6 protein-coding genes, 1 tRNA gene and 1 pseudogene are annotated in these 3064 nt (G+C 62.6%); all 8 read right to left on the bottom strand.

The genetic code is table 11. The annotated features are described in order from the left end of the window. Positions 1-346: 50S ribosomal protein L10 (gene rplJ, locus Q1K70_RS17990; protein WP_300162605.1), on the bottom strand; the 346-nt coding region annotated here is incomplete at its 3' end. 198 nt (positions 347-544) lie between these two features. After that, complete coding sequence (rplA, locus tag Q1K70_RS17985; RefSeq protein WP_300162602.1) at positions 545-1252, bottom strand: 50S ribosomal protein L1; 708 nt, start codon at positions 1250-1252, stop codon at positions 545-547. 29 nt (positions 1253-1281) lie between these two features. Further along, positions 1282-1704: a 50S ribosomal protein L11 gene (gene rplK / locus Q1K70_RS17980; protein WP_300162599.1), complete on the bottom strand. Its 423-nt coding sequence runs from the start codon at positions 1702-1704 to the stop codon at positions 1282-1284. A gap of 34 nt (positions 1705-1738) precedes the next feature. Continuing rightward, the gene (gene nusG, locus Q1K70_RS17975; protein WP_300162596.1) at positions 1739-2305 is read right to left on the bottom strand and encodes a transcription termination/antitermination protein NusG; all 567 of its coding nucleotides are present in this window, start codon (positions 2303-2305) and stop codon (positions 1739-1741) included. A 21-nt stretch (positions 2306-2326) separates the two neighbouring features. Next, positions 2327-2653 (bottom strand): preprotein translocase subunit SecE, encoded by a 327-nt coding sequence (gene secE / locus Q1K70_RS17970; RefSeq protein ID WP_300162593.1) that lies wholly within the window; start codon positions 2651-2653, stop codon positions 2327-2329. A gap of 21 nt (positions 2654-2674) precedes the next feature. Next, positions 2675-2750: transfer RNA gene (locus tag Q1K70_RS17965), tRNA-Trp, on the bottom strand. A 20-nt stretch (positions 2751-2770) separates the two neighbouring features. Next, a complete protein-coding gene (gene rpmG / locus Q1K70_RS17960; RefSeq protein WP_009179755.1) occupies positions 2771-2920 on the bottom strand; it encodes a 50S ribosomal protein L33 in 150 nt (49 codons plus the stop codon). 3 nt (positions 2921-2923) lie between these two features. Next, positions 2924-3064, bottom strand: a pseudogene (gene tuf / locus Q1K70_RS17955) (elongation factor Tu); the annotation flags it as partial.

Here is a 3064-nt window from a genome sequence, read left to right as displayed (position 1 = left end):
TGACCTTTCCGGAGAGGCTGGCGAGCTTCACCGCGAACTTCTTGCTGGTCTTGGCATAGTCCACAAGGACCTTGGCCGCGACGACCGGGTCGTCGTAGCCGAAGGCAACGGCGTTGTTGTCCTTCAGATGGTCCTTGAGGGCGTCGTGGACGCCGTCTTTCACCGCCAGCCGGGCCAGGGTGTTTTTCACGACCTGGTAGTCGACACCCGCGGCGCGGAGCTTGACGCGCAGATCGGTCAGCTCCTCGACCGTCATGCCCCGAAAGTCGGTGACCAACGCAATGCCGGCCCGGTCCGCCTTGGCGCGCAGTTTTTCGATGATCTCGTTTTTTTGCGCACGTTGCACGGTACCTACCTCCACATGCGGGTTGGAGGGCCTTCAAGTGAGCCAAAGCGGGGTCTCGGCGGGAAATTAAGGGGTACGCCCCCACCCGCTGTCTCTGACTCGCCTTCCATGCCCTGTTTTATATCGAAAAATCGTCCCCGGCCAAAGGACGTGCCTCTGGCCCGGGACAATCGGTGACTCTGGTTGCGAGGACGGTCGTTAGCCCTCGAGGAGTTTGCGCACGGACTGGGTGTCCACCTTGATGCCGGGGCCCATGGTGGTAGCCAGGGCCATGGCCTGAAGGTAGGTGCCCTTGGCCGCCGAAGGCTTGAGGCGCATGACCGTGTCGATGAGCGCCCGGAAGTTGTCCAGGAGCTTCTCGGGGCCGAAAGAGCGCTTGCCCAGCGGCACGTGCAGCACGCCGGCCTTGTCCACCTTGAACTCGACCTTGCCGGCCTTGAGTTCCTGCACGGCCTTGCCGATGTCGAAGGTGACGGTGCCGGTCTTGGCGTTGGGCATGAGCCCGCGGGGGCCGAGGATCTTGCCGATCTTGCCCACGGTGGCCATCATGTCGGGCGTGGCCACGGCCTTGTCGAAATCCAGGAAGCCGCCCTTGATCTTCTCGATCAGGTCGTCTCCGCCGGCGAAGTCGGCCCCGGCCTCGCGGGCCTCGGCCTCCTTGTCGCCCTTGCAGAAGGCGAGCACGCGCACGTTCTTGCCCAGGCCGTGGGGCAGGGACACCGCGCCGCGCACCATCTGGTCGGAGTACTTGGGGTTGACGCCCAGGCACAGGGCCACGTCCACGGTCTCGTCGAACTTGGCGACGCCGGCCTTGACGGTCAGGGCCATGGCTTCGTTGACGTCGTATTTCGCCTGCAGGTCAATATCCTTGACCGCCTCGCGATATTTCTTTCCATGCTTGGCCATCTCGAAATTCCCTCTTGCGCGCGCGCCGGTTAGACGATCTCGATGCCCATGCTGCGGGCGGTTCCGGAAATGGAGCGGCAGGCCGCATCCAGATCGTTGGCCGACATGTCCACCAGCTTGAGCTTGGCGATTTCCTCGATCTGGGCCTTGGTGATCTTGCCCACCTTGGTCTTGTTGGGCTCGCCCGATCCCTTTTCGATCTTGGCGGCCTTGGCCAGAAGCACGGACGCCGGAGGAGTCTTGGTGATGAAGGTGAAGGAGCGGTCGGCATAAATGGTGATCAAGGCCGGGATGATGGTGCCCTTCTGGTCCATCGTCTTGGCGTTGAACGCCTTGCAGAATTCCATGATGTTGACGCCATGCTGGCCCAGCGCCGGACCGACCGGGGGAGACGGGTTGGCGGAACCGGCCGGAAGCTGCAGCTTGACCTTGGCGGTGATCTTCTTGGCCATTGCGAATATCCTTGCGAGAGAGGGCCAAAGCCCCCTAGTTTTTGCTCACCTGCACGAAATCCAGTTCCACCGGCGTCTGGCGGCCGAAGATGGAGACCGACACGCGAAGCTTGCCCTTGTCGTAGTTGACGTCCTCGACCACGCCGTTGAAGCCGCCGAAGGGGCCGTCGATGACCCGGACGTCGTCGCCCCGCTCGAAGTGGTACTTGGGTCGGGGCTGTTCCTGGCGGCTGACCATCAGATTGAGGATCTTGTCCGCCTCGCTGTCGCGCATGGGCGTCGGCTGGTTCTTGCCGCCGATAAATCCGGTCACGCGCGGGATCGACTGGACGAGGTGCCAGGAGTTGTCGTTCATGGACATCTTGACCATGACGTAACCCGGGTAGAACTTGCGCGTGGACGTCTTCTTCTCGCCCTTGACCAGCTCGATGACCTTCTCGGTGGGGACGACGACTTCCTCGATGCATCCGCCGTCCTGGCCCGTGCGCATCATTTCGCGGATGGTCTGTTCCACGCGATTCTCAAAGCCGGAATACGTGTGGACGATGTACCACCGGGCGGGCGCGCGCTGGTCGTCGGGGATGTCTTCGTTCGTTGTCATGACCGTTTCCGTTGCGACCCGTTAGGAGAGGATAAGCGCCACGAGCCTGGAAAGGACCATGTCCACGACGCCCAGGTAGATGGCCATGACCACGCTGAAGACGAGGACCGCGATGCCGGTCTTGACCGTCTCCTGGCGTGTGGGCCAAGTGACCTTTTTGAGTTCGGCCTTGGACTGCTCGAAGAATTCCTTGGCCGAGGCGATGCGCGCCGCGAGTCCCGTGGGCTGTCCGGTCGCCCCTTCGCCGCCCTTGGCTCCGGCCTTGGCGGCCGTCTTGGCCTTGGCCGGCTTGTCGCCCTGGGGAACGGCCTGGGGGGCCGGGGTCGTCTGCGTCTTTTCTTTGGCCATGACCTACGCCTTGCTCGAAAATGGCAGGGCAGGAGGGATTCGAACCCCCAGCCCTCGGATTTGGAGTCCGATGCTCTACCGTTGGAGCTACTGCCCTGCGTTAAACCCGGCGCCTTGCTACTTCGTTTCCCGATGGACCGTGTGCTTACGGTCGAACGGGCAGTACTTCTTCACTTCGAGGCGGCCGGTGGTGTTCTTCTTGTTCTTTTCCGTGGCGTAGTTCTTACGCTTGCACTCGGTGCACTGCAGCTGGATATTGATACGCATCGCTTACTCCACGATTTCCGACACGACGCCGGCGCCGACGGTGCGGCCGCCTTCGCGGATGGCGAAGCGCAGGCCCTTCTCCATGGCGATGGGGGCGATCAGCTCCACGTTGAACGTGGCGTTGTCGCCGGGCATCACCATCTC

Source organism: Solidesulfovibrio sp. (genome assembly GCF_029978005.1).
Classification (GTDB): Bacteria; Desulfobacterota; Desulfovibrionia; order Desulfovibrionales; family Desulfovibrionaceae; genus Solidesulfovibrio.
The sequence above is the reverse complement of the archived record's forward strand: the minus strand, read 5'-3'. Positions and strand labels throughout refer to the sequence as shown.